Raw genomic sequence first — 24,666 nt, forward strand, 5'->3', positions numbered from 1 at the left:
GTCATCTCATGTTACTTCTCAAATCCTCTCATAACAGTATTGATCTTTTCTCTGTTGTTCTTTTTTTTTCAAACCAGAGGCCGCAATCCGAGTTTCTGCCTTTTTCCTGGGCTCCGGAGGATGTGTTTAGGGGCCAGCCCCCCGCCCTGACCCCTTCCCCCCTGGGGGCCGCCCTGGCCGCCTCCCCACCCCGGCCCAGGCCGCCACCGTCGTCGTGAGCAACTCCACCGACCTGTCCAACGCCATCAGGAACGCCACCGCCGGCACCGTGATCCAGGTCCGCGGCGGCACCTACTACCCGACGGCCACCCTCCAGTCCACGGCCAACGGCACCGCCTCCGCGCCGGTCACGCTCACCGCGTACGGCTCGGAGACCGTGAAGATCGACGGCTCCAGCCTTCCCGCCGGCGGCTGGATCCTCAAACTGACCGCCGACCACTGGAACGTCTCGAACCTCACCTTCCAGAACTCCCCGGACAGCGCCGTCGTCTGCCAGTCCTGCACCGGGACCAACTGGAACAACATCAAGACGATCAACGGCGGCGACTCCGGCTTCACCCTCACCGGCGACGGCACGGTCAACAACACCGTGAAGAACATCGACAGTTACGGCCACTACGACGCCGCGGGCCACGGCGAGAACGCCGACGGAATCGCCGTCAAGTACGGCTCCGGCACCGGCAACCTCATCACCGGGGCCCGCCTCTACAACAACTCCGACGACGGCCTCGACTTCTGGTCCTTCTCCTCGCCCGTCACCGTCGAGCACACCTGGGCCTTCGGCAACGGCGCCAACCGCTGGTCCGACTCCGCCTTCGCGGGCGACGGCAACGGCTACAAACTGGGCGGCGACGGCGAGGTCGTCGCCCACGCCGTCAACAACTCGGCCGCCTGGGGAAACGCAGGAAACGGTTTCACCGAGAACTCCAACACCGGCGCCATCAGCATCAACCGCACCACCTCCTACGCCAACGCCAAGTGGGGCTACTACTTCGCGACCGGCTCCGCGAAGCTCGGCAAGAACCTCGCGGTGAGCAACGGAGGCGGCCAGGTCAACAAGGGCTCCAGGGTCATTTCGGCCGGCAACAACTGGGACTCCGGCATCGGCACGCCCGCCTTCCGCTCCACGGACGCCTCCACCACGTACAACGCCCGCCAGTCGGGCGGCGCGCTGCCCGTGACCACCTTCCTCACCACGGGCAGCACCACCATCGGGGCGACCATGAACTGACCGCCGCGAAAGTTTCGGCCCCTTTTCGCGGGGCCCGGCAACCTTTCCCGGCCACGGCGGCGACTGGGGAGCGGAATCGCGCCGGACGACGGACCTCTCCGGCGCGTTTCTCTCCATCCCCTCAGGAAAGGAACGCCCCGTGCGTTTGAGCACCGGACGCCACCGCAGGACGGGCACCCTCTCGATCGCCGCCGCGGTGGCGCTCGCCTCAGGGGCGGGCGGCGTCTACCTCGGCCTGACGAACGACGGCGCCCAGGCCGCGACGACGACGGTCACCGTGTCGACCACCGCCCAGCTGGAGGCGGCCGTGAGGAACGCCGCCGCGGGCACCGTCATCCAGGTCCGCGGCGGCACCTACTACCCGACGGCCGGCCTGAAGTCCACGGCCAGCGGCACCGCCACGAACCGGATCACGCTCCAGGCGTACGGCGGCGAGAAGGTGAAGATCGACGGGTCCAAGCTGCCGGCCGGCTCCTGGCTCGCCGGGATCTACGGCAGCTACTGGACCGTGCAGAACCTCACCTTCCAGAAGTCCCCGGCCCAGGGCTTCGTCGTCACCTCCTCCACCGGAGGCGTCTTCAGGAACCTGGTCACCGCAGGAAACGGCGACACCGGTTTCACCCTGCGCGGTGACAACACCGTCGGCAACCTCGTGCAGAACCTCGACAGCCACGGCAACTACGACGCCACCGGACACGGCCAGAACGCGGACGGCATCGCCGTCAAGTTCGGCTCCGGGACGGGCAACCGGATCACCGGCGCCCGCCTCCACAACAACTCCGACGACGGCCTCGACCTGTGGCAGTTCTCCACGCCCATCACCATCGACCACACCTGGGCCTTCGGCAACGGCAAGAACCGATGGAGCGACACGGCCTTCGAGGGCAACGGCAACGGCTTCAAGCTGGGCGGCGGAGGTGTCGTCGTCGCGCACGTCGTGAACAACAACGCGGCCTGGGACAACACGCTGAACGGGTTCACCGAGAACTCCAACCCCGGCGCGATCGTCCTGAACCGCAACACGGCGTACGCCAACGCCCAGGCCGGCTTCTACTTCGCGACCGGCAGGGCGCGCCTGGCCCGCAACCTCGCCGTGGGCAACAAGGGCGGCCTGTCCAAGCTGGGCTCCTCCACCGTCTCCGCGGCGAACAACTGGGACGGCGGCGTCGCCGGCCCGGCCTTCAGGTCGACGGACGCGACGACGGCGTACGGCGCCCGCAAGGCGGACGGGGCGCTGCCGACGACGACGTTCCTGACCACGGGGTCCACCACCATCGGTACCACGATGAACTGAGCGGGCAGTGAAACGCCCCCGCCGGTGACCGCCGGCGGGGGCGTTCTTCCGTGCGGGCCCGAGAGGGGCTCAGGCCCGCAGGTCCACGCAGTCGAACGAGGTGCCAGGGCTCAGGAAGGCAGCGCCCGTGTCGACGACGGAGTTCCTGGCGTCGTCCGAGTAGCCGAGGCGGCGGCGGACGCGGAGGAGAGGAGGCCGGCGCCTCCCGCGACGACGAAGCCGGTGACGACGAAGCCGGTGACGGCGAAGCCGGTGACGGCGACGCCGATCGCGGAGGCCCCGAGCACACGCCGACGCGTGAGGTGTCTCCTGCGCGCGCTCACGGGAAGGCCGGCCCGCCTACTTGTACGTGATGTCGGAGGGCGAGAACTTGCAGGTCTTGCCGTCGGCGCCGGTGCCCAGCTCGGTGGGTTCCTTGCCGGTGTTGTTGCCCTTGAAGCGGACGCAGGTCTTCGTCTTCTTCTTCGGGTCGCCCTGGACGCGGATCTTCGACAGGGTCGCGGTGTCGCCGTAGTTGGCGTTGACGCCGACGATGACCTTCAGGGGCGCCACGATGTCGATGTCGCTCAGCACGATCGTGCGCTTGTACTGCGTCTTGCAGTTGCCGCAGGAGCGGACCAGCTTGCCGGAGTTCTCCACCCGGAAGCCGGTCACGATCAGCTTGCCGGCACCGTTGAACTGGAGCACCTTGTCGGCGCCGTTCTTCGCGCCGCCGCCGATGACCTTGTACACCGACGAGGCGGACTTGCCCTTGAAGCTGGCGGCGTCCTCACCGACGTCCAGCCACCACACGTTCTGGAGCGTGCAGGAGCCCTTGCAGTGGACGCCGTCGGCGCCCGGCGTGCCGATGATCACGTTCTTCAGCACGGCGCCGTCGGCCAGTTCGAAGATCGGGTCCTGGCCCTCGTCCTGACCGCTGCCGCCCAGAGCGCCGGCCCCGGAGAACTTCGTCAGCTTGCCGTCGTAGGTGCCCGTGACCTTGATCGTCGAGGACACCGCCTTGCTGCCCTTGGCCGTCGGCCAGGTCGAGGCGGCGCCCGCGGACGAGAGCATCGTCGTGGTGACGATCGCGGCTCCGGAGACGGCGAAGGCGGCGGAGCCCGCGATCAGCGCACGCCGCTTGGTGACCCTGCGGCGGTGGCGGACGCGCGGTTCAGCTGGTGCAGTCATGTACCGATTCCTCAAGTGCTTGGTGACTCTTGCGCCTTGTGGTCGTCACCGGTGAGGGAAGGGTTGCCGCTTCGCCGAAACTTTTTCCGCAACCCCTACGAGTCGCCCTCGTCGTCGTCCTGGGCCGCGAAGTCGCCGCCCACGGAGCTCTTGTCGCCGTCGGCCGTGCCGACGGCCACGTAGCTGTCGTCCCTGGCGTCCCGGCCGCCCCGGTCGTGGTTGTACTGCCCGGCGAACACCCACTCGCCCTCGGGGACCGTACGGCCCTCCTTGAGCACCCAGGTGTAGAGAAGGAAGCCGTCCCGCTCCTCGACCGTGAGCGTGAAGTCGGCCTCGGGCAGTGCGCGCCAGGCGCCCGTCGAGACCACCCCGCCGCTCTGCGCGACCTTCAACTGCACGGTGAGCCGCGTGAGTTGCTCGGAGGTCTTGATCGTCACATTGCTCTGCGCCCAGAAGTCGTTGCTGTGCGGGTCCACCGAGCCGTCCGACCACAGCGGGCCGTCCTCGGTGTCGTCGACGGCCGGCAGCGGAGCGGGCGCGGAGGCGGAGGGCCTGGCCTGCGCCGACTTCGACGGCGAGCTGCTCGGCTCGGTGCGGTCCTGCCCGCCGCCACCCGAACCGGGCGTCGCCTTCGGTGAGGCCGGCGGGCGGCTCGTCGCGTCCGGGGACTCCGCCGGCGGCGGCGAGACGGAGACCGACTGCTGCGGCGGGTCGTCCTTCACCGCGGACGCCACCGCGTAGCCGCCGACCGCGAGCATGCCCGCGACCGCGGCCGTGGCGCTCACGATGCGCGCCCAGCCCCACAGGGCCGGGCGCGTCGACCGGTGAGTGCCGGGCCGTTCCTGCTCCACCATGCCGCGCTCGATCCGGGCGAGGATCCGCTCGCGGTCGGGCTCGTACGCCTCGGCCGCCCCGTGCAACCGGGCGCGCAGCTCGCCGTGCACGTCCCGCTGCATCGTCATCGGTCCCTTCCTCCGGCCTCACCCGTGCGCGCCGCCATCACGGCGTGCACCTTCCGCGAACCCCCGGTGGCGCCGAGCACCTTCTGCAACTCGGCCATTCCCTTCGAGGTCTGGCTCTTCACCGTACCCACCGAGACGCCCAGAGCGAGCGCGGTGTCCTTCTCCGAGAGGTCGAACGCGTGCCGGAGCACCACGCAGGCCCGTTTGCGGAAGGGGAGTCTACGCAGGGCCGACTGGACGTCCACAACGCCCGCGACGTCCGGATTTTCCGTCTTCTCCTCGCGCTGCGACCAGAACAGGGCGATCCGGCGGCGCTCACGGACCGCGCTGCGGATCCGGGTGCGGGCAAGATTGGCCACGACGCCTCGTGCGTACGCCACCGGGTGATCGGCCGCGCGCACGCGGTCCCAGCGCTGCCAGAGCGCGAGCAGCGCGTCCGCCGCCAGATCGTCGGCCGCGTCCGCCTCGCCGGTCAACAGGTGGGCCAGCCGGGCCAGTTCGGCGTGGTGGCGTTCGAAGAAGGCATGGAACTCCACGGAGGCGGCGTCGTCGACGACTGTGCCCACGGGTGACCTCTTCTCGATGCGGAATCTGCACCCCGGCGGGGGTGGATGCTGTGCATGTCATGTGAATGACATGGGTGGGTCCCGGGGAGAGGGCCAGGACGAGATCCGGAGCGTAGCAGTGATCAATCGACTGTTCGGTACAGGGGTTCGAACGGTGTATGACAGACCGAACCCTGATTCCGTAACACGGTGAAAACCTGAACGGGGTTCAGCGGGGGAACAATCCAGCCAGCATCCGCACACTGATCACCAGGTCACGAGGAGTCTCCGTCATGTCCGAAACGCAGAAGGCGGCCGGCCGGCCGAGTTCACCGCCCGCGGCGGTGAACAGCGTCGACCGGTTCTTCAAGATCTCCGAACGGGGATCGACCTTCGGCCGGGAGATACGCGGCGGCTTCGCCACGTTCTTCACGATGGCCTACATCCTTGTCCTGAATCCCATCATCCTGGGCAGCGCCAAGGACAAGTTCGGGCACCAACTCGACGCCGTGCAACTCACCACTGCCACCGCCCTCGTGGCCGCCGTCATGACCGTCATCATGGGCGTCGGCGGCAACCTGCCGCTGGCCCTCGCCGCGGGACTCGGCCTCAACGCCGTCGTCGCCTTCCAGATCGCCCCGCTGATGAGCTGGGACGACGCGATGGGCCTGATCGTCCTCGAAGGCCTGCTGATCTGCGTGCTGGTGGTGACCGGCCTGCGCGAGGCCGTCATGCACGCCATCCCGCAACCGCTGAAGCAGGCGATCAGCGTCGGCATCGGCCTGTTCATCGCCTTCATCGGCTTCGTCGACGCCGGTTTCGTCAGCCGCATCCCCGATGTCGCGGGCACCACGGTCCCGGTTCAGCTCGGCGCCACCGGCACCCTCGGCGGCTGGCCGATCCTCGTCTTCTGCCTCGGCGTGCTGCTGACCATCGGACTGCTCGCCCGCAAGGTCAAGGGCGCCATCCTCATCAGCATCCTGACGATGACGCTCCTCGCGATCGTCATCAACTCCGTCGCCGACATCAAGTCCTGGGGCCTGACCACGCCCGCGTGGCCCGACCAGCTCGTCGACACCCCCGACTTCGGACTGATCGGACACTTCAGCCTGTTCGGCGCGTTCGGCGAGACCACCGTCATCACGGTCGTCCTGCTCGTCTTCACGCTGATCCTGTCCGACTTCTTCGACACCATGGGCACCGTCGTCGGCATCAGCGCCGAGGCCAAGCTCCTCGACGACGACGGCAAGGTGCCCAACCTGGGCCGCGTGCTGCTCATCGACGGCGCGGCGGCCGTCGCGGGCGGCGCGGCCTCCTCGTCCTCCGCGACCTCCTACATCGAGTCGGCGGCCGGAGTCGGCGAGGGATCGCGCACCGGGTTCTCCAACCTGGTCACCGGCGCCATGTTCGCCCTCGCCCTCTTCATGACCCCGCTGCTCACCATCGTGCCGCTCCAGGCGGCGGCGCCCGCGCTGGTCGCCGTCGGCTTCCTGATGATGACCCAGGTCAAGTCCATCGACTGGGACAAGTACGAGATCGCCATCCCCGCCTTCCTGACCATCGCCGTCATGCCGTTCACCTACTCGATCACCAACGGCATCGGCGCGGGGTTCCTCGCGTTCGTCGTGATCAAGACGGTGCTGGGCAGGGCGAGGGACGTGCACTGGCTCATGTGGGGGGCTTCGGCCCTGTTCGTCGTCTACTTCGCCATCGACCCGATCGAGCAGGTGCTCGGCGTCAAGTGACGTGAGGTGCGCGATCAGCCCGCGGCTCCGTCGTGGCTGGTCGCGCCCACGCGGCGGAGCCGCGTACCGAACACGGTCCCGTGCCCCTCAGCTGATCGCCGCCTGCATCATCGCCTTGGCCACCGGGGCCGCCAAGCCGTTGCCGCTCACCTCCGAGCGGGCCGCGTTCGACTGCTCCACGACCACCGCCACGGCCACCTCCCTGCCGTCACCGCCCTTGGCGTACGAGGTGAACCAGGCGTACGGCGTCCGGCTGTTGTTCTCGCCGTGCTGGGCCGTGCCCGTCTTGCCGCCGACGGTCGCCCCCTCGATACGGGCGTTCGTGCCGGTGCCCTCCTCGACGACCGTCTGCATCGCCGACCGCAACTGCTCGGCGGTGTCGGCACTGACGACCTGCGTGGTCGAGGCCTCGTCGTCGTAGTCGGTGAGGACGCTCCCGCCGCCGTCGGTGACCCGCGAGACCATGTGCGGCGACACCAGCTTGCCGCCGTTGGCCAGGGCGGCCGACACCATGGCCATCTGGAGCGGGGTGGCGGTCACGTCGAACTGCCCGATGCCGGTGAGGGCGGTGGACGACTCGTCCATGCCGGAGGGGTACACGCTCGGGTAGGCCCGCACCGGAACGTCCTGCGTCTCGTCGTCGAAGCCGAACTTCTCGGCCGTCGCCCGCAGCTTGTCCTGTCCGAGCCGGACGGCCATGTGCGCGAAGACGTTGTTGCAGGAGTACTGGAGCGCGACCCGGATCGTGGCGTCCTCGCAGGGCGCCGAAGGGTTCTCGTTGCTCAGCACCGTGGTCGTGCCGGGCAGCGTGTACGGGTCCGCGCTGTCCGTCCTCTCGTCCACCGACGAGTAGAGCCCGTCCTCCAGCGCCGCCGCCGCCACGACCAGCTTGAACGTCGACCCCGGCGGCAGCGGCTGGCGCAGCGCCCGGTTGGTGAGCGGCTTGTCGGCGTCAGCGGTGAGCTTCTTCCAGGCCGTGCCCGCCGTGTTGGCGTCGGTGAGTGAGGACGGGTCGTACGACGGCGTCGACGCCACCGCCAGGATCCTGCCCGTCACCGGGTCGATCGCGACGGCCGCGCCCTTCTTGTCGCCGAGCGCGTCGTACGCCGCCTTCTGCACGGCCGGGTCGATCGTCGTGATCACATCGCCCGGGTCGGCCCGCTCGCCCGTGACCGCGTCCACCGCGCTCTTCAGCCGGGGGTCCGTGCCGTTGAGCAGGTCGGCGTAGATGCCCTCCAGCTGTGTCGGGGCGTAGGCCTGCGAGGCGTAGCCCGTCACAGCGGCGTACAACTCGCCGTCCGTGTACGTGCGTCTGTACTTCAGGTCGCTGTCCGGCGTGGCCGCCGAACCGGTGACCGACTTTCCGGCCACGATGATGTTCCCGAGCGGCTCCGCGTACGTCTCGATCGCGTTGCGCCGGTTGTCCTTGTCGTCCGCGAGCGCCCGGCCTTCGTAGAACTGCACCCAGGTCGCCCGGAACAACAGGGAGAACACCAGCAGCAGCGCGAAGACGGAGGCACGCCTGATCGTCTTGTTCATCGCGATCGGACAGACGAACGGGACGGACCCGGTCGTTCCCGTCCGCCCGGATTCTCATCCGGTGTTCATGAAGCCGCCGGGACGGATGACCGGCACCACGGCGGGCCCTCGTGCGTCCGGGAGGTCAGCCCTCCAGGACCAGGACGACCTCGTCGATCTCCGCACCGCGCGCGTGGGCGTACCCCGTGGCCCGCGCGCTCAGCCGGAAGCCGCACTTCTCCAGGACCCGCCGGGAACCGGCGTTGTCGTCCGCCGCGCGCGCGTACAGCGGGCGCTCGGGCACCTCCGCGAGGAGGGCGGACAACGCGGCGGTGGCGATGCCGCGCCCCCAGTAGGCGCGGTCCACCCAGTACGTGACCTCGCGCTCGCCCGGTTCGCCGTAGACCGCCGCGCTGCCCACCACGTCACCGTCCGCCAGGATCGCGCGATTCACGGCGGTGGAGGCGCGGATCTTCTTCCAATGGGCGTCGAAGGCTGCCCGGTCGGCCGGGTCCTTCGCGGTGAACGCGGCCATCCACAGGGACTCGGGATCATTCATCTGCCGGTAGAACACCGGCAGATCGCTGTCATGGACCGGGCGCAGGGCGATCTCCATGACTCAGAGCCTACGGGTCGCCAGTGTCAGCCGGTCACGCGCGTCGAACAGAGCGTCCTTCACCAGCTGCTCGTGCGCGGGCGTCAGCCGGGCCACCGGCACCGAGCAGCTGATCGCGTCCCGCGCCGGAGTGCGGTAGGGGATCGCGACGCCGAAGCAGCGCAGCCCCAGCGTGTTCTCCTCCCGGTCCACGGCGAAGCCCTGCTCACGGACCTGGTGCAGCTCCTCGACGAGCTTCTCGCGGTCGGTGATGGTGTGCTCGGTCAGCGCGGGCAGCGTCTCCGGGAGCAGCTTGCGGACCTGCTCGTCGCTGTAGGTGCTCAGCAGCGCCTTGCCGAGGGAGGTGGAGTGGGCCGGCAGCCTGCGGCCGACCCGGGTGAAGGGCCGCAGGTAGTGCTGCGACTGGCGGGTGGCGAGGTACACCACGTTGGTGCCGTCCAGCCGTGCCAGGTGGATGGTCTCGGTGGTGTCGTCCGAGAGCCGGTCCAGCGTGGGACGGGCGGCCGCGACCACCTCGTCGCCGTCGATGTAGGAGGTGCCGACCAGCAGCGCCCTCACCCCGATGCCGTACCGCGTGCCCGTCGCGTCGGTCTCCACCCAGCCCAGCTCCACCAGCGTGCGCAGCAGCATGTAGAGGCTGGACTTGGGATACCCGACGGCCTCCTGGACCGACGCGAGGGAGTGCATACCGGGGCGGCCGGCGAAGTACTCCAGCAGTTCAACCGTCCGCACCGCGGACTTGACCTGCGCCCCGCCCCCCGTCTCGCCAGCCGACATCGCCCTTGACCCCTTCGTTCGACGGGAAATAGTCTCCAACAGCATATTCAGCATCAGAGACAGCGTTCAGCATATCGAACGTCCCTGGTGGTGAGGTAAGTACAGCGGCATTGCGATGCGGCATCGAACGTGGAGGGACCCGCGGTGGCAGCAGCACCAGTCTGGAGTGTCGACCCCCGAACCGGGAAGCAGCGTGAACAGGTCGCGGTCGAGGCCACGGCCCAGGAGGTGGACTCCGTCGTCCGCGCCGCGCACGGTACACGGGCGGCGCTCGCCGACCGCACCGTCCGCACGGCCTTCCTGCGCACCGCCGCGGACCGGCTGCAGGCGGCCAAGGACCAGCTCGTCGAGGTGGCCGACGCGGAGACCGCGCTCGGCCCGGTCCGGCTGACCGGCGAACTCGCCCGCACCTGCTACCAGCTGCGCGCCTTCGCCGACATCGTCGAGGAGGGCGACTTCCTCGACGTCGTCATCAACCACCCCGACGACACCGCGACCCCGCCGGTGCCCGACCTGCGCCGCTACAAGGTGCCGCTGGGCGTCGTCGCCGTCTACTCGGCGTCCAACTTCCCCTTCGCGTTCTCCGTCGTCGGCGGCGACACCGCGAGCGCGCTGGCCGCGGGCAACCCGGTCGTCGTCAAGTCCCACCCCGACCACCCGGGCCTGTCCGAGCTGGTCGCCAAGGTGGTCCGCCTGGCCGCCGCCGAGCACGGCATCCCCGACGAGGTGCTCGGCCTGGTGCACGGCTTCGAGGCGGGCGTCGAGCTGATCAAGCACCCGCTGATCGCCGCCGCCGGCTTCACAGGGTCCATCCGCGGCGGCCGCGCGCTGTTCGACGCGGCGGCGGCGCGGCCCGTGCCGATCCCCTTCCACGGTGAGCTGGGCTCGCTCAACCCGGTCGTCGTGACCGAGGCCGCCGCCGCCGAGCGCGCGGACGCCATCGGGACCGGCCTGGCCGGCTCGATGACGCTGGGCGTCGGACAGTTCTGTGTGAAGCCGGGCCTGGTCCTCGTGCCGTCCGGCGCGGCCGGTGACGGCCTCGTCAAGTCGCTCACCGACGCGGTCAGCGACACCGACGCGGGCGTCCTGCTCGACCACCGCATGCGCGACAACTTCCTCGCCGGTGTCGCCGAGCGGGCGCAGCTGCCCGAGGTCGAGACGCCGGTCACGCCCGGAGCGGGCGGCGAGCACACCGTCAGCGCCGGCTTCCTGACGGTGCCGGCCGGGAAGCTCACCGGCGATGGGGCGTACGACCTGCTCCTGGAGGAGTGCTTCGGCCCGGTGACCGTCGTGGCGCGCTACGACGACGACGAGCAGGCGCGTTCCGTCCTCTCGCGGCTCCCCGGCAACCTCACCGCCACCGTGCACCTGTCGGCGCAGGAGGCCGCGGGCGAGGGCCGAGGCGCCGAGATCCTCGCCGAGCTGACCCCGCTCGCCGGCCGGGTACTGGTGAACGGCTGGCCGACCGGCGTGGCCGTGGCCCCCGCACAGCACCACGGCGGCCCCTACCCGGCGACCACCTCCACCTCCACCTCGGTCGGCGGTACGGCCATCGAGCGCTGGCTGCGCCCGGTCGCCTACCAGAACACCCCCGAGGCGCTGCTGCCGCCCGAGCTGCGCGACGACAACCCGCTGGGCCTGCCCCGGCGCTTCAACAACCACCTCGAGCGATGACCGGCACCGGGCGGCAGAAGGAATCTGGGAAACTCTGAGCATGGACCTCGAACTCGCCGAACTCCCCTTCCCGTTGCGCACCTACGGGCCCGACGGGCACTGGAGCTACGAGGACGGGGTCCTCACCGGATGGGCCGGTCCCCGCCAGGACCGGTTCGTGTCGCCCACCGCGGAGGGGCTCGACCCGGCCGCCGACGCGCCCCGGCTGCTGGGGGCGCCCGTGGGCGACTTCCAGTTCATCGCCCGGGTGACCGTCGGCTTCAACGGCGGCTTCGACGCCGGGGTGTTGTACGTCCACGTCGGCGAACGGGCCTGGGCCAAGCTCTGCCTGGAGTACTCCCCGGACGTGCCCACCGTCTGCACGGTGGTCACCCGCGGCCACTCCGACGACGCCAACTCCTTCACCGTGGACGGCAGTTCCGTCTGGCTCCGGGTCAGCCGGACCGGCCGCGCCTTCGCCTTCCACGCCTCCCGCGACGGCAAGCACTGGATCTTCGTCCGGCTGTTCACGCTGGGCGACGAGAAGGAGACGGGCGCGGCCCTCGTCGGCTTCATGGCACAGGCGCCGATGGGCGAGGGCTGCGTCGTCACCTACGACCACCTGGAGTTCCGCCCGACCTGGCCGGACGACCTGCGCGACGGCAGCTGACCGGGGCCGACCCGTTTCGGGGACGGGGAATGAGTCCGACCGTTTGAACGTTCACATACTCGGCGGAGGGAGTCTCCGTACCCGCAGACCTGGAGAGAGCCGAGACATGCGCGTCGAGATCTGGAGCGACATCGCCTGCCCGTGGTGCTACGTGGGCAAGGCCCGCTTCGAGAAGGCGCTCGACGCCTTCCCGCACCGTGACCAGGTCGAGGTCGTCCACCGCTCCTTCGAGCTGGAGCCCGGCCGGGCCAAGGGCGACATCACGCCCGTGCTGGCCATGCTGAGCAAGAAGTACGGCATGAGCGAGGCCCAGGCCCAGGCCGGCGAGGACAACCTCGGCGCCCAGGCCGCCGCCGAGGGCCTCGACTACCGCACCCGCGACCGCGACCACGGCAACACGTTCGACATGCACCGCCTGCTGCACTTCGCCAAGGAGCAGGGCCGCCAGGACGAGCTGATCCAGCTCCTGTACCGGGCCAACTTCGCCGAGGAGCGGTCCCTGTTCGCCGAGGGCGACGAGCGGCTCGTGGAACTGGCCGTCGAGGCCGGTCTGGACGCCGACGACGCCCGCAAGGTCCTCGCCGACCCGGACGCCTACGCAGACGCGGTCCGCGCCGACGAGGCCGAGGCCGCCCAGCTCGGCGCGAACGGCGTGCCCTTCTTCGTCCTCGACCGCACGTACGGCGTCTCCGGCGCCCAGCCCGCCGAGGTCTTCGCCCAGGCCCTCACCCAGGCCTGGGGCGAGCGCTCCCCGCTCAAGCTCGTCGACCAGGGCGACGCCGAGGCCTGCGGTCCCGACGGGTGCGCGGTACCGCAGCACTGAAACGCGCGGCACCGGCGAAAGGTGCAGGTGACGGCGGATCTATAAGCGTTCCTTAGGGAAACCGCGTAAGAATTCGCAATGGACTTTGACTTCCGTGGGTCGCAGAGTTGACCCATGGAGACCTTCGAGAGCCTCGTCCGCGCCGAGTTCGCGCCGAAGAGCACCTACCTGAACACCGCGAGCAACGGCCTGCTCCCCGCCCGCACCGTCACCGCCCTGCACGAGGCGGCGCTGCTGCGGGCCGAGGGCCGGCCACTCACCTCGCTGTACGAGGATGTGGAGGCCTGCCGGGCGGCGTACGCCCGGCTCGCCGGCGTCCCCGTCAGCCGGGTCGCGGCCGGCGCCTCGGTCGCCGCCCACACCGGCGTCATCGCCGCCTCACTCCCGCCGGGCGCCGAGGTCCTCACCGCCGAGGACGACTTCACCTCCGTGCTGAACCCGTTCCACGTCCGCGGCGACCTCAAGGTCCGCGCGGTCCCGCTGGAGCGGATCGCCGAGGCCGTCCGCCCCGGCACCGCGCTCGTCGCGGTCAGCGCCGCCCAGTCCGCCGACGGACGGATCGCGGACCTGCCCGCCCTGCGCGAGGCGGCCCGCACCCACGGCGCGCGCACCTACGTCGACTTCTCGCAGTCCGCCGGCTGGCTCCCGATGGACGCCGACGCCTACGACTACTCCGCCGCCGTCTCCTTCAAGTGGCTGCTCGGCCCGCACGGGGCCGCCTTCCTCGTGGTCCCGGAGGACTTCGGCGGACTCACGCCGGTGCTGTCGGGATGGGTCGCCGGCGAGGTGCCGTGGGACAGCTGCTACGGACCCGTCGCCGAACTCGCCCACTCCGCACGGCGATTCGACCTCAGCCACGCCCTGTTCACCTACGCGGGGCTGCGCCGCTCCCTCGATCTCATCGAGGAACTCGGCGTCGCCGCCGTACAGGCCCACGACCTCGCCCTCGCCGACCGGTTCCGGGCCGGGCTCGCGGCCCTCGGCCACGAGCCCGTGCCCGCGCCGGGCTCGCCGATCGTGTCGGTGCCCGGACTCGGCACCCGGCAGCCGGAGCTGAGCCGCGCCGGGATCGAGGTCTCCGACCGCGCGGGCAATCTGCGCGCGGCCTTCCACCTGTTCAACACGACAGCGGACGTGGACCGACTGCTGGACGTGCTCTCGGGCTGAGCACACCGGGTGCGCTGGGCGGGGGAGTGCTCAGCGCACCCGGTGTGAAGCCCCTTGCGCCGATGCGGCGTTCTCCAGGGGCGGCCCCCGGGCCTCCGGCCGGGTTCATCGCACCGGTGTGAGGTCCCTCGCCCCGATGCTGTGTCTTCCGGGGGCGGCCCCCGGGCCTCCGGCCGGGTTCATCGCACCGGTGTGAAGTCCCTCGCCCCGATGAACTCCGGCCGCCGTACGGGTGCCGCGAACGGCTCGACCGCCGCGTTCTCCACGCTGTTGAAGACGATGAAGACGTTGCTGCGCGGGAACGGTGTGATGTTGTCGCCGGACCCGTGCATGCAGTTGCAGTCGAACCAGGTCGCCGAACCGGCCCGGCCCGTGAACAGCTTGATGCCGTACGCGGACGCCATCTCGGTCAGCGCCTCGTCCGAGGGCGTGCCCGCGTCCTGCATCTGCAGCGACTGCTTGTAGTTGTCCTTCGGCGTGGCCCCGGCGCAGCCCAGGAACGTCTTGTGCGATCCCGGCATGATCATCAGGCCGCCGTTGGTGTCATGGTTCTCGGTCAGCGCGATCGAGACGGACACCGTCCGCATCCGGGGCAGACCGTCCTCGGCGTGCCAGGTCTCGAAGTCGGAGTGCCAGTAGAAGCCGGACGCGCCGAAACCGGGCTTGACGTTGATCCGCGACTGGTGGACGTACACGTCCGAGCCGAGCAGCTGCCGGGCCCGCCCGACGACCCGCTCGTCGCGCACCAGCCGGGCGAAGACCTCGCTGATCCGGTGCACCTCGAAGACGGACCGTATCTCCTTCGTCCTCGGCTCGACGATGGACCGGTCGTCGGCCCGGATCACCGGATCGCCCACCAGCCGGTCCAGCTCGCGCTTGTAGACGGCGACTTCGTCGTCCGTGAGGAGCTGGTCGACGGCGGCGAAGCCGTCCCGCTCGAACGACTGGAGGTCGAGCGGCTCGAACGGGCCGGGCGCGTCCGGGGCGCCCCAGACGACCGGGTCCTGGCGGGGGACGGTCACCTCGGTGGCGCCGCGGCTGGGGTAGAGATCGGTGACGTGGGTGCCGGTGACAGTGGTCATGGGGATGTCACACCTCCTCGGGCTCGGTGAGCAGGGGATAGACGCCGTTCTCGTCGTGGTCCTCCCGTCCCGTGACGGGCGGGTTGAACACGCAGATGCAGCGGAAGTCCTCCTTGACGCGCAGCGTGTGCCGCTCGTGCCCGTCGAGGAGGTACATGGTCCCGGGCGTGATGGTGTGTGCCCGCCCGGTCTCGTGGTCGGTGAGTTCGGCCTCACCCTCCACGCAGACGACGGCCTCGACGTGGTTCGCGTACCACATCGACGTCTCCGTGCCCGCGTACAGGATCGTCTCGTGCAGGGAGAAGCCGACCCTCTCCTTGGCGAGGACGATGCGCTTGCTCTCCCAGGTGCCGGACGCCGACCTCACATGCCGGTCGGTGCCCTCGATGTCCTTGAACGAACGGACGATCACGGTATTGCGATGCCTCCTAGGTAGGTGGTGGGTCTGAGCGGGGTCAGGCGGTCTCGGGCACGGCGACGGTCTCCCGTACGGCGCGGGCGAGGACGCTCAGGCCCTCGTCCAGCTCCTCGGGCGTCACGGTGAGTGCCGGCAGCAGCTTGACGACCTCGCCCTCCGGGCCCGACGTCTCGATCAGCAGCCCGAGTTCGAAGGCGCGGTGCGCCACCCGCCCGGCCCGGCCCTTGTCGTGGAACTCCAGGCCCCACACCAGGCCGCGGCCCCGGTACTCCTTGACGTCGGCGAGGTTCTCCTCGGTGATCGAGATCAGCTGCTGCTCGATCTGCTCCCCGCGCTTGCGGGTCTGCTTCTCCATCGCCGACCCGTCGGCCCAGTACGTCTCCAGCGCGGCGGTGGCCGTGACGAACGCCGGGTTGTTGCCGCGGAAGGTGCCGTTGTGCTCACCCGGCTCCCACACGTCCAGCTCGGGCTTGAACAGGCACAGCGACATCGGCAGACCGTAGCCGCTGATGGACTTCGACACCGTGACGATGTCGGGGGTGATGCCCGCCTCCTCGAACGAGAAGAAGGCACCGGTGCGCCCGCAGCCCATCTGGATGTCGTCGACGATCAGCAGCATGTCCTGCCGCTCGCACAGCTCGGCCAGCGCCCGCAGCCACTGCGGGCGCGCCACGTTGATGCCGCCCTCGCCCTGTACGGTCTCCACGATCACGGCGGCCGGCTTGTTGAGCCCGGAGCCCTGGTCCTCCAGGAGCCGCTCGAACCACAGGAAGTCCGGGACCTGGCCGTCGAAGTAGTTGTCGAACGGCATCGGCGTGCCGTGCACCAGCGGGATACCCGCCCCGGCCCGTTTGAAGGCGTTTCCGGTGACGGCGAGCGAGCCCAGCGACATCCCGTGGAAGGCGTTGGTGAACGACACGATCGCCTCGCGCCCCTTCACCTTCCGGGCCAGCTTCAGCGCGGACTCCACGGCGTTGGTGCCGGTCGGGCCCGGGAACATGACCTTGTACGGCAGGTCACGCGGCCGCAGCACCAGATCCTGGAAGGTCTGCAGGAAGGTCCGCTTGGCGACGGTGGACATGTCGAGCCCGTGGGTGACGCCGTCGCGCATCAGATAGTCGATCAACGCCCGTTTCAGTACCGGGTTGTTGTGGCCGTAGTTGAGCGACCCGGCACCGGCGAAGAAGTCGAGGTACTGGTGTCCGTCCTCGTCGTGCATCCGGCTGCCCTGCGCCCGGTCGAAGACGACGGGCCAGCCGCGGCAGTAGCTGCGCACCTCGGACTCGAGGGTCTCGAACACGCTGAGGTCGGGCTGGGTGATGGTCACGGCGAAAACACTCCTCGTGCGGTGGGGGAGTCGTGCGGAAGGGAGGTCTTGCGGAAGGGACGTCGTACGGAAGTCCTGGTGGCGTGCGGGAGTCCGCGATGGCGTGGCGGAAGTCCGCGGTGGAGTGCGGAAGTCTGCGGGCGCGGGGGAGTCGCGAAGGTCGGGGGCGGCTCAGGCCGAGGTCAACGGGCCGATGCGGTACAGGACTTCGGGGTCGTGCGGGCCGTCCGGGAACAGTGCCGTGTCGAACAGGACCTCGCGCGTGACGTCCGCACCGTGCCGGGCGGCGTAGGAGATGAACAGCCGCTCCGAGGCGGTGTTGCCCGGAGTGATCGTGGTCTCGACGGTGGTGAGGGAGCGCTCGGCGGCGACCCGCGCGGTCAGCCCGTCGAGCAGCGCGGCGGCCAGGCCGCGGCCGCGGTACGCGCCGTCGACGGCGACCTGCCAGACGAGCAGGGTCTGCGGCGCCTCGGGGCGGACGTACCCGGTGACGAAACCGACCGGTTCGCCGCCCTCGGAGCGCGCCACCGCCGAGGTGCCGGCGAAGTCCCGGCACCACAGCAGATAGCTGTAGGAGGAGTTCAGATCGAGCGTCCCGGATTCCTTGGCGATACGCCAGAGAGCGGCCCCGTCCGCCACCGAGGGGCGGTCGATCCGCAGGTCTGCTTGTGTGGCAGTCATGCGGATTGAACTTACCGAGAGAAATTCAAAAATGCATGGAGAGGTGGCGATGGTTCCGTGCTGCCCTCGTGGTCACGTGACCTTTTGCGTCGTTTTCTACCGTACAAAACGGATCAAATCTTCACCTCTGTGCAATGCGTCACGCGTCCGTGATGTGCTCGCAAAATCCCTGCGTTTAAGTCCGGGAGATCCGGGCAGGAGAACTCGGGAAAGCCATCCTGGGAAAGGGTGAGGGAAAGGCGAGGGGAAAGGGCTGCGGAATTGCCTTGAATTCAGACTCCGGTAACCCCGTCGATACGCTCCCGCAGAATGTCCGCGTGGCCGTTGTGCCGCGCGTACTCCTCGATGAGATGGATCAGCACCCAGCGCAGACTGACCCGCGCCCCGGCGACCGGCCCGTCGACGATCCGCCCGGTCTCCTCCAGTGAGCATCCCGCGGTCAGCTCACGCCCCCGCGCGACCTCCCGCTGCCACACCGTCAGCGCCTCGCCGAGTCCCCGCCCGGCGCTGAGGACGTACCCGGTGGGCTCCTCGAACACGGGCGGGACATCGAGTCCCGCGAACACCCTCTGCAACCAGTTCCGTTCGACCTCGGCGAGATGCTGCACCAGGCCGAGCAGGGTGAGGGAGGAGGGTTCGGCCGAGGCCTGCCGGACCTGGGTGTCGTCCAGGTCCACGCACTTCAGCTTCAGGGTCGCGCGGTGGAAGTCGAGCCAACTGTCGAGCATGGCCCGCTCGTCACCGGTCATCAGGGGGACGGGACGGCCGTCGGGAAGAGTGGTCATGCGGCGAGCATGGCAGCCGCCACCGACAACCGGGCCCGATCACGGCGCCCCCTCGCCCCTGGTCAACCAGGCCTGCTCGGCCGCCCGCAGTACGCCCGGCAGATCGCGTGGTCCCTGGTCACCGCCGGGCCTGTTCGGCCGCCGGCAACGTGCTCCGTCGCAGGGGTCGGTCGTCCTTGGTCACCGCCGGGCCTGCTCGGCCGCCCGCAGTACGCCCGGGAGACCGCGTGGTCCCTGGTCACCGTCAGGCCTGTTCGGCCGCCCGCAACGTGCCCCGTCGCAGGGCTCCGTCGTCCCTGGTCACCGCCAGGCACGCTCCGCCGCCCGCAGCGCGCCCGGCAGGTCCGCTGCCAGGCCCCTCTCCGCGAGCGCCGCGCCCAGTGCCGTCAGGCTGCTGCGCACCGCACCCGGTGTCGCGTCCGCCCCGTAGTGGTTGACCCGGATCATCTCCTTGGCCAACGCGCCCCCGCCCGCGGCCAGCGGCAGTGCCGGATCACCCGTCAGTGCCCGCGTCACCAGCTCCGAGGCGACGGCACCCGCAGGCGCCCTCAGCGTCGTGGCGACGGGCGCTGCCTCCCGCGCGTCGTGCACGTACGGCTCCAGCCCCGCCCCCAGCGCCACCGCACCCGCACGGGTCGCGGCGGCGGCGGACGCGTGCCGGGCCATCACGGTCTCCAGGCCGTCCGCCTCGATGCGCTCCACGCACGCCTCCAGCGCCAGCATCTCGAGCTGCGCCGGAGCGTGCGGCAGCGCCTTGCGGCCGCCGTCGACCCACCGCTCCTTCCAGTCCAGCAGCGACAGGTAGGAACGGCGCGGTGCCTTCGGGTTCGCCGCCATCCGGGCCCAGGCGCGCTCGCTCACCGACACGGCGGACACGCCCGCCGGGCCGCCCATCGCCTTCTGCGCGCCGATCACGCACAGGTCCACGCCCCACGCGTCCGGCAGTACCGGCTCGGCGCCCACGGAGGCCACGGCGTCCAGGTAGAACAGCGCACCGTGCTCCTTCACCACCTCGCCGATCTCCGCGACCGGATTGGTGTTGCCGGTTGCCGCCTCCGCGTGCACGAGCGACACGAAGCCGATCTCCGGGTGCTCGACGAAGGCCGCGCGGATCTGTTCGGCGGTGACCGCCGTGTGGAAGGGCACCGAGAGGTCGATCACCGTGGCGCCGCAGTCCCGGAGCCAGTCGCCGAAGGTCCGCCCGTAGGGCCCGGTGATCACGTTCAGCGCGGTCGTGCCCGGCCCGGCCGTCCCGCGGATCGCGCCCTCCAGCGGCAGCAGCGCCTCGCCCTGCATGATCACGACATCCTGCCGGGTGCCCAGCAGCCGTGCCACCCGGTCCTCCACCGAGGCGAACCGGGCGGCGCTCAACGGAGCGAGATCCAGGAAGGGGTGGGTCACGGCGGTGCTCTCTTCGCTCACGGGGTATGGGTGACGAGAGTAACCGGCGTGACCCCCACCGCCCCGACCGGCGAGTTCTTAGGCCGAGGGGCCGAAGTGCCAAGGGTTTGATTTGAGAGACTCAAACTTCTCCTTATAATCGGAACCTACAGTTCCCCCACAGGAAGGCCCGCCGTGAACACGCTCCTCGGGCGTCGCACCCGTGTCCTGGCCGCCACCACCGTCGCTGCCGGGCTCATGCTCGTGACCGCCTGCACCTCCAGCGACGACGGCGGCAGCGGCTCCAAGACCGCCGCGGGCGGTGTGGAGCTGGTCAAGGCGGGTCAGCTCACGACCTGCACCCACCTGCCCTATCCGCCGTTCCAGTCGGAGATCGACGGCAAGGTGAAGGGCTTCGACGTCTCCCTGATCGACCTGGTCGCCGAGGACCTGGGCGTCAAGCAGGAGATCCTGGACACGCCGTTCGAGAACTTCAAGACCGGCGCCTTCCTCAACTCCGGCGAGTGCGACCTGGCCGCGGCCGGCATGACCATCACCGAGGAGCGGAAGAAGAACGTCGACTTCTCCGACCCCTACTTCGAGGCCACGCAGGCCGTCCTGGTGAACAAGGACGCCGGGGTGAACTCCCTCGCCGAGATCAAGTCGAAGAACGTCAAGCTCGGCGCGCAGGCGCAGACCACCGGCGAGGACTACGTGGTGAAGCAGGGCTTCGACCCGGTCTCCTTCGAATCCTCCGACGCCGTCCTCAACGGCCTGCGCACCGGTCAGGTCAAGGCCGTCGTCATCGACTACCCGGTCGTCCAGGGCTGGCTGAAGAACAAGGCCGACGCGGACGTCTACGAGATCGTCGACAACCTCAACACCGGTGAGCAGTACGGCTTCACGGTGAAGAAGGGCAACACCGAGCTGGTCGCGGCCATCAACAAGGCGATCGCCGACGCCAGGGCCGACGGCACGTACAAGAAGCTCTACGAGCAGTGGATCGGCCCGTACGACGCGACCGCGGCCTCCCCGTCCGCCTCATGAGCGACGCCACGAAGCAGGACGTCCCGCTCCGCCGGAAGGGACTGTCGAGGACCCAGAAGCGCAAGCTGTCGCGCGGCATCCAGTACGTCGTCTTCGTCGCCGCCCTGATCGTCTTCGCGGCCTCGGCGGACTGGGACCGGCTGCAGAACCAGTTCGCGCAGGCGGACATCGCCGAGCAGATGTTCCCCGACGTCATCACGCTGGCGCTGAAGAACACCGTGCTGTACACCCTGTCCGGCTTCGCCGTCGGACTGGCCCTCGGCATGGTCGTCGCGCTGATGCGGCTGTCGTCCGTCGGCCCCTACCGCTGGCTCGCCGGAATCTACATCGAGATCTTCCGCGGCCTGCCCGCCCTGCTGATCTTCATCTTCATCGGCGTCGCCGTGCCGCTGGCCTTCCCGGGCACGGAGATCATCGGCGGCACGTACGGCAAGGTCGCCCTCGCCCTCGGCCTGGTCGCGGCGGCGTACATGGCGGAGACGATCCGCGCGGGCATCCAGGCCGTGCCCAAGGGACAGATGGAGGCGGCCCGTTCACTGGGCTTCTCGCCCGCCCGCGCGATGATCTCGATCATCATCCCGCAGGCCTTCCGCATCATCCTCCCGCCGCTCACCAACGAACTGGTGCTCCTCTTCAAGGACTCCTCGCTGGTGCTGTTCCTCGGCGTCACCCTGGAGGAACGCGAACTGTCCAAGTACGGCCGCGACCTGGCCAGTACGACCGCCAACTCCACCCCCATCCTCGTCGCCGGCCTGTGCTACCTGCTGGTGACCATCCCGCTCGGCTTCGTCGTGCGCCGCATGGAGGCGAAGGCCCAGGAGGCCGTGAAATGAGCCGACCGGAGATCGAAGTCCGAGGACTGCACAAGTCGTTCGGGGACAACGAGGTGCTGCGCGGCATCGACCTGGAGATCGGCCAGGGCGAGGTCGTCTGCGTCATCGGCCCGTCCGGCTCCGGCAAGTCCACCCTGCTGCGCTGCGTGAACCTCCTGGAGGAGCCCACGCAGGGCCAGGTGATCGTCGGCGGCGTCGAACTGACCGACCCGGACGTCGACATCGACGCCGCCCGGCGCCGTATCGGCATGGTGTTCCAGCAGTTCAACCTCTTCCCGCACCTGACCGTGACCGAGAACCTGGCGCTGCCGCAGCGCCGTGTCCTCCGGCGCGGCAAGGCGGAGGCGGCCCGCGTCGCCGCCGAGAACCTGGAGCGGGTCGGCCTCTCCGAGAAGGCGACCGCCTACCCCTCCTCCCTCTCCGGCGGCCAGCAGCAGCGCGTAGCCATCGCCCGCGCGCTGGCGATGGGCCCCCGGGCGATGCTCTTCGACGAGCCGACGTCGGCCCTCGACCCCGAACTGGTCGGCGACGTCCTCGCGGTCATGCGCATGCTCGCGAACGAGGGCATGACCATGATGGTCGTCACCCACGAGATGACCTTCGCCCGCGAGGTCGCCGACCGTGTCGTCTTCATGGACGGCGGACTGATCGTCGAGGACGGCACCCCCGCGCAGGTCATCGGCGCCCCCCGGCACGAACGCACCCGACACTTCCTCTCCCGCCTCCTCGACCCGGCGATGGCCGAGGTGGAGGAGGAGACCTCCGACCAGGTCGGCGGCGGTACCTGAGCCTCGGTCTAAGGTGCCGTGCATGAGCGACGACACGGTGCTGCACGTGAAGGGCAGGGTCCTCGCCGGACCGGACGAGGACCAGGTCCGCGACGAGCTGTGGGTGATCGACGGGCGAGTCTCCTACGACCGTCCCGCCGGCGCCCGTGACATCAGCACGGTGACCGGCTGGGCCCTGCCCGGCCTGGTCGACGCCCACTGTCACGTGGGCCTCGGCGCCCACGGGCCGGTCGACGCCGACATCGCCGAGAAGCAGGCACTCACCGACCGCGACGCCGGGACCCTGCTGATCCGTGACGCCGGTTCGCCCTCCGACACCCGCTGGGTCGACGACCGCGAGGACCTCCCGAAGATCATCCGGGCGGGCCGGCACATCGCCCGCACCCGCCGCTACATCCGCGGCTACGCCCACGAGATCGAGCCGGACGACCTCGTCGCGTACGTCGCCCGGGAGGCCCGGCGCGGCGACGGCTGGGTCAAACTGGTCGGTGACTGGATCGACCGCGACGCCGGCGACCTGACCGCATGCTGGCCACGGGACGCCGTGGAGGCGGCGATCACCGAGGCCCACCGCCTGGGCGCCCGGGTGACCGCCCACTGCTTCGCCGAGGCCTCCCTGCGCGACCTGGTCGAGTCGGGCATCGACTGCGTCGAACACGCCACCGGCCTCACCGACGACCTGATCCCCCTGTTCGCCTCCCGCGGCGTCGCCATCGTCCCGACCCTGGTGAACATCGCGACCTTCCCGCAGCTCGCGGCCGGCGGCGAGACCAAGTACCCGGCCTGGTCGGCCCACATGCGCCGGCTCCACGCCCGCCGCTACGACACCGTCCGCAACGCCTACGACGCCGGCATCCCCGTCTACGCCGGCACCGACGCGGGTGGCGCCCTCCCCCACGGCCTCATCGCCGCGGAGATCGCGGAACTCGTGAAGGCCGGCATCCCCCCGGTGCGGGCCCTCGCCGCCACCACCTGGTCAGCCCGCACCTGGCTCGGCCGCCCCGCCCTCGACGAGGGCGCCCCGGCCGACCTGGTGGTCTATGACCAGGACCCGCGCGCCGACGTACGGGTACTGGCGGCGCCGTCACGACTGGTACTGAACGGGCGGATCGTGGGCTGAAATCGTCGAAGACGTGTGCGGGTGCGCCACGTTGGGGTGAAGTCGGGTAGGGGCGCTGTCGAACGGGCGGTGGTGCGACATCCTTTCGACGTCCCAAGCATTCTCTCTGGGGGTCCCACACCGTGAACCGCTACAACTTCCGCATGCCCGCACGCCGTTGCGCCACCGTGCTGGCCGCCACCGCCCTCGCCGCAGGTCCCGCCGCGCTGGCCGGCGCGCCCGCGGCGCAGGCGGCCGACGAGGGGAGCGCGAGCGCCGTCGTGCTGCGCACCGGCCTCGACGTGGCCCTGCTCGACAAGACCGTCGACGTACCCCTCGCCGTCTCCCTCAACGAGGTGCGGGCGCCGCGGAGCGCCGAGAAGACCGCGCTGACCGTCGAACTCGACGGCGTCGACGGCGGCCGACCCTTCAGCGTGCTGCGCGCGGACGTGGCCGAGTCGAAGGCCACGGTCGAGGCGGGCAGGGCCGAGGCGTCGACCCGGCTGGCCCACGCCAGGCTGCACGTACCCGGTCTGCCCCTCCTCTCCCTCATCGAGATCGAGGCCGTCTCGTCCAAGGCCGTCTGCGAGGCCGGGAAGGCGCCGGTCGCCACCTCCAGCCCGGTCGGCGCCGTCACCGTCCTCGGCAAGCGGGTGTCCGTGTCGGCCGGCGGCCCCACCGAGGTGAAGGTGCCGGGGGTCGGCGAGGTCCGGCTGGATCTCGGGCAACGGGGGACGACGTCCCGTACTGCCGCCGCGACCGCCCTCGAACTCACCGTGGCCATCAATCCGTTGAACCTCAACGTTGCCGAGGTCACGGGCACGGTGACCCTCGCCGAGGCGACGTGTGAGACGCCGGTGACCGCGGAACCCGTGAAGGACGTCAAGGCACAGGGTGCTCCCGCGGAGGCCGGTCTCGCGGAGACGGGGGGCGGCTCGATGACGCCGTACGTCGCGGGCGGCGCCGTTGCCCTGCTGGCGGCGGGTGGGGCGGCGGTGGCCGTCACGCGGCGCCGCGGGTGAGCCCTGGGGACCCCGCCCCCGGATTACACATCT

Annotated in this window: 24 protein-coding genes and 1 pseudogene; 12 read left to right on the forward strand and 13 right to left on the reverse strand. The window is 70.1% G+C overall.

Going from position 1 to position 24,666, the window contains the following annotated elements:
* Positions 1-146 precede the first annotated feature (146 nt).
* Both P1P75_RS23445 and P1P75_RS23450 read left to right on the forward strand, forming a co-directional pair.
* A pseudogene (locus tag P1P75_RS23445) lies at positions 147-1,231 on the forward strand (chondroitinase-B domain-containing protein).
* Between the two features lie 139 nt (positions 1,232-1,370).
* Positions 1,371-2,525, forward strand: coding sequence for a right-handed parallel beta-helix repeat-containing protein (locus P1P75_RS23450; protein WP_319258488.1), 1,155 nt, complete (start codon positions 1,371-1,373; stop codon positions 2,523-2,525).
* A 110-nt stretch (positions 2,526-2,635) separates the two neighbouring features.
* Here P1P75_RS23450 and P1P75_RS23455 read toward each other — a convergent pair whose 3' ends face one another.
* The 4 genes from P1P75_RS23455 to P1P75_RS23470 all read right to left on the reverse strand — a co-directional run bounded on the left by P1P75_RS23455 (position 2,636) and on the right by P1P75_RS23470 (position 5,223).
* Positions 2,636-2,812 carry a hypothetical protein gene (locus P1P75_RS23455; protein WP_319258490.1) on the reverse strand — a complete coding sequence of 59 codons (177 nt, stop codon included), beginning with the start codon at positions 2,810-2,812 and terminating at the stop codon, positions 2,636-2,638.
* 52 nt (positions 2,813-2,864) lie between these two features.
* Positions 2,865-3,695, reverse strand: coding sequence for a pectate lyase (locus P1P75_RS23460; RefSeq protein ID WP_319258491.1), 831 nt, complete (start codon positions 3,693-3,695; stop codon positions 2,865-2,867).
* A gap of 95 nt (positions 3,696-3,790) precedes the next feature.
* Positions 3,791-4,657 carry a hypothetical protein gene (locus tag P1P75_RS23465; RefSeq protein WP_319258493.1) on the reverse strand — a complete coding sequence of 289 codons (867 nt, stop codon included), beginning with the start codon at positions 4,655-4,657 and terminating at the stop codon, positions 3,791-3,793.
* Entirely contained in the window at positions 4,654-5,223 is a 570-nt protein-coding gene (locus P1P75_RS23470) for a SigE family RNA polymerase sigma factor (RefSeq protein WP_319258495.1), read from the reverse strand. Before P1P75_RS23470 ends, P1P75_RS23465 begins: the two co-directional genes overlap by 4 nt.
* A 272-nt stretch (positions 5,224-5,495) precedes the next feature.
* Here P1P75_RS23470 and P1P75_RS23475 point away from each other — a divergent pair, with 272 nt between their 5' ends.
* Positions 5,496-6,947, forward strand: a complete 1,452-nt coding sequence (locus P1P75_RS23475; RefSeq protein WP_319258496.1) for an NCS2 family permease — start codon at positions 5,496-5,498, stop codon at positions 6,945-6,947.
* A gap of 87 nt (positions 6,948-7,034) precedes the next feature.
* Here P1P75_RS23475 and P1P75_RS23480 read toward each other — a convergent pair whose 3' ends face one another.
* The 3 genes from P1P75_RS23480 to P1P75_RS23490 all read right to left on the reverse strand — a co-directional run bounded on the left by P1P75_RS23480 (position 7,035) and on the right by P1P75_RS23490 (position 9,858).
* A complete protein-coding gene (locus tag P1P75_RS23480) occupies positions 7,035-8,486 on the reverse strand; it encodes a penicillin-binding transpeptidase domain-containing protein (protein ID WP_319258498.1) in 1,452 nt (483 codons plus the stop codon).
* Positions 8,487-8,610: 124 nt separating this feature from the next.
* Positions 8,611-9,081 carry a GNAT family N-acetyltransferase gene (locus P1P75_RS23485; protein ID WP_319258500.1) on the reverse strand — a complete coding sequence of 157 codons (471 nt, stop codon included), beginning with the start codon at positions 9,079-9,081 and terminating at the stop codon, positions 8,611-8,613.
* Positions 9,082-9,084: 3 nt separating this feature from the next.
* Positions 9,085-9,858, reverse strand: coding sequence for an IclR family transcriptional regulator (locus P1P75_RS23490; protein WP_319258502.1), 774 nt, complete (start codon positions 9,856-9,858; stop codon positions 9,085-9,087).
* Between the two features lie 144 nt (positions 9,859-10,002).
* On the opposite strand from P1P75_RS23490, the gene P1P75_RS23495 reads away from it, so the two are divergent.
* The 4 genes from P1P75_RS23495 (at position 10,003) to P1P75_RS23510 (ending at position 14,171) form a co-directional block, all read left to right on the forward strand.
* Entirely contained in the window at positions 10,003-11,532 is a 1,530-nt protein-coding gene (locus P1P75_RS23495; protein WP_319258505.1) for an aldehyde dehydrogenase (NADP(+)), read from the forward strand.
* A gap of 40 nt (positions 11,533-11,572) precedes the next feature.
* Positions 11,573-12,181, forward strand: coding sequence for a DUF1349 domain-containing protein (locus tag P1P75_RS23500; protein ID WP_319258506.1), 609 nt, complete (start codon positions 11,573-11,575; stop codon positions 12,179-12,181).
* A gap of 106 nt (positions 12,182-12,287) precedes the next feature.
* A complete protein-coding gene (locus P1P75_RS23505; protein ID WP_319258508.1) occupies positions 12,288-13,004 on the forward strand; it encodes a DsbA family oxidoreductase in 717 nt (238 codons plus the stop codon).
* Positions 13,005-13,118: 114 nt separating this feature from the next.
* Positions 13,119-14,171 carry an aminotransferase class V-fold PLP-dependent enzyme gene (locus tag P1P75_RS23510; RefSeq protein WP_319258510.1) on the forward strand — a complete coding sequence of 351 codons (1,053 nt, stop codon included), beginning with the start codon at positions 13,119-13,121 and terminating at the stop codon, positions 14,169-14,171.
* A 179-nt stretch (positions 14,172-14,350) separates the two neighbouring features.
* Here P1P75_RS23510 and thpD read toward each other — a convergent pair whose 3' ends face one another.
* From thpD to P1P75_RS23540, 6 genes are all read right to left on the reverse strand, one after another.
* Complete coding sequence (thpD, locus tag P1P75_RS23515; RefSeq protein ID WP_319258512.1) at positions 14,351-15,253, reverse strand: ectoine hydroxylase; 903 nt, start codon at positions 15,251-15,253, stop codon at positions 14,351-14,353.
* A 7-nt stretch (positions 15,254-15,260) separates the two neighbouring features.
* Positions 15,261-15,665: an ectoine synthase gene (locus P1P75_RS23520; protein WP_086770406.1), complete on the reverse strand. Its 405-nt coding sequence runs from the start codon at positions 15,663-15,665 to the stop codon at positions 15,261-15,263.
* A 43-nt stretch (positions 15,666-15,708) separates the two neighbouring features.
* Entirely contained in the window at positions 15,709-16,998 is a 1,290-nt protein-coding gene (ectB, locus tag P1P75_RS23525; protein WP_319258514.1) for a diaminobutyrate--2-oxoglutarate transaminase, read from the reverse strand.
* 171 nt (positions 16,999-17,169) lie between these two features.
* Positions 17,170-17,679, reverse strand: a complete 510-nt coding sequence (ectA, locus tag P1P75_RS23530; RefSeq protein WP_319258516.1) for a diaminobutyrate acetyltransferase — start codon at positions 17,677-17,679, stop codon at positions 17,170-17,172.
* A 272-nt stretch (positions 17,680-17,951) separates the two neighbouring features.
* Positions 17,952-18,464 (reverse strand): DinB family protein, encoded by a 513-nt coding sequence (locus tag P1P75_RS23535; RefSeq protein ID WP_319258517.1) that lies wholly within the window; start codon positions 18,462-18,464, stop codon positions 17,952-17,954.
* Positions 18,465-18,764: 300 nt separating this feature from the next.
* Positions 18,765-19,865: an aminotransferase class V-fold PLP-dependent enzyme gene (locus P1P75_RS23540; protein WP_319258528.1), complete on the reverse strand. Its 1,101-nt coding sequence runs from the start codon at positions 19,863-19,865 to the stop codon at positions 18,765-18,767.
* 174 nt (positions 19,866-20,039) lie between these two features.
* Here P1P75_RS23540 and P1P75_RS23545 point away from each other — a divergent pair, with 174 nt between their 5' ends.
* From P1P75_RS23545 to P1P75_RS23565, 5 genes are all read left to right on the forward strand, one after another.
* Positions 20,040-20,891 carry a transporter substrate-binding domain-containing protein gene (locus P1P75_RS23545; RefSeq protein WP_319258519.1) on the forward strand — a complete coding sequence of 284 codons (852 nt, stop codon included), beginning with the start codon at positions 20,040-20,042 and terminating at the stop codon, positions 20,889-20,891.
* Positions 20,888-21,724, forward strand: a complete 837-nt coding sequence (locus P1P75_RS23550) for an amino acid ABC transporter permease (protein WP_319258521.1) — start codon at positions 20,888-20,890, stop codon at positions 21,722-21,724. Before P1P75_RS23545 ends, P1P75_RS23550 begins: the two co-directional genes overlap by 4 nt.
* Positions 21,721-22,512: an amino acid ABC transporter ATP-binding protein gene (locus P1P75_RS23555; RefSeq protein ID WP_319258523.1), complete on the forward strand. Its 792-nt coding sequence runs from the start codon at positions 21,721-21,723 to the stop codon at positions 22,510-22,512. Before P1P75_RS23550 ends, P1P75_RS23555 begins: the two co-directional genes overlap by 4 nt.
* A 22-nt stretch (positions 22,513-22,534) precedes the next feature.
* On the forward strand, positions 22,535-23,632 hold the full coding sequence (locus tag P1P75_RS23560; protein WP_319258525.1) for an amidohydrolase family protein: 1,098 nt from the start codon (positions 22,535-22,537) through the stop codon (positions 23,630-23,632).
* Positions 23,633-23,754: 122 nt separating this feature from the next.
* Positions 23,755-24,633, forward strand: coding sequence for an SCO1860 family LAETG-anchored protein (locus tag P1P75_RS23565; RefSeq protein WP_319258527.1), 879 nt, complete (start codon positions 23,755-23,757; stop codon positions 24,631-24,633).
* Positions 24,634-24,666 lie beyond the last annotated feature (33 nt).

Source organism: Streptomyces sp. ID05-39B, from assembly GCF_033794725.1.
GTDB classification, from domain to species: domain Bacteria; phylum Actinomycetota; class Actinomycetes; order Streptomycetales; family Streptomycetaceae; genus Streptomyces; species Streptomyces bobili.